This is a genomic window from Maribellus luteus (assembly GCF_003576475.1).
GTDB lineage: Bacteria > Bacteroidota > Bacteroidia > Bacteroidales > Prolixibacteraceae > Draconibacterium > Draconibacterium luteum.
The window spans coordinates 1-637 of sequence record NZ_QWGR01000128.1; the positions used below are offsets into that span (position 1 = coordinate 1).

The 637-nt window shown below is 68.8% G+C and carries 2 protein-coding genes; both read left to right on the forward strand.

The window, feature by feature from the left end; all coding sequences use genetic code 11:
• On the forward strand, positions 1-318 hold a 318-nt coding region (locus D1614_RS28230), incomplete at its 5' end, for a sigma factor-like helix-turn-helix DNA-binding protein (RefSeq protein WP_497006675.1).
• On the forward strand, positions 308-637 hold a 330-nt coding region (locus D1614_RS28235), incomplete at its 3' end, for an anti-sigma factor family protein (RefSeq protein ID WP_175579311.1). The genes D1614_RS28230 and D1614_RS28235, both read left to right, overlap by 11 nt.

The following is a 637-nucleotide window of genomic DNA, read 5'->3' on the forward strand; positions in this document are numbered from 1 at the left end:
GCCAGCTACGGCGTCGACCCCGCCGCGCTGCTCGCCCGCATCGACGACGTGCGCCGCGTGCATGCCGCACTGGCGCAGTTGCCCGTGCCGTATCGCGAGGTACTTGTGCTGCGCGAGCTGGAAGACCTGCCGTACCGCGACATTGTCGCTGTGGTCGACGTGCCCATCGGCACGGTCATGTCGCGCCTGGCACGTGCGCGGCAGCAGCTTGCACGTTTATTGACGGAAGACAACGCGCCACCGCGCACCAATGTGACACCCATCCGGGCATCGGGTGGTATGGGAAACAGCACCAAGGAGGCCCGCCATGAACTGTGACGACATCCGCGCGCTGCTGGCTGCCCGCGCCGATGGCGAACTCGGTGCGGCGGACAGCCTGCACATGGAAGCGCATCTGGGCTCGTGCGCCGCCTGCACCGACATCGCGGCGAATCACGATGGCGTGGTGCGGGCCCTGCGCCAGGGGCTGCGTGCGCCGGGGCTGTACATGAAGGCGCCGGCGGGTTTGAGCGAGCGGGTGATGCGTGCCGTGCAGATGGAGGCCGGCATGCGGCCGGATCCGATTTCGGCTGCCACGCGCGCGCCGCGCCAGGCGCAATCGCCATGGCAGCGGCTTATGAACTGGCTGATCACGCCA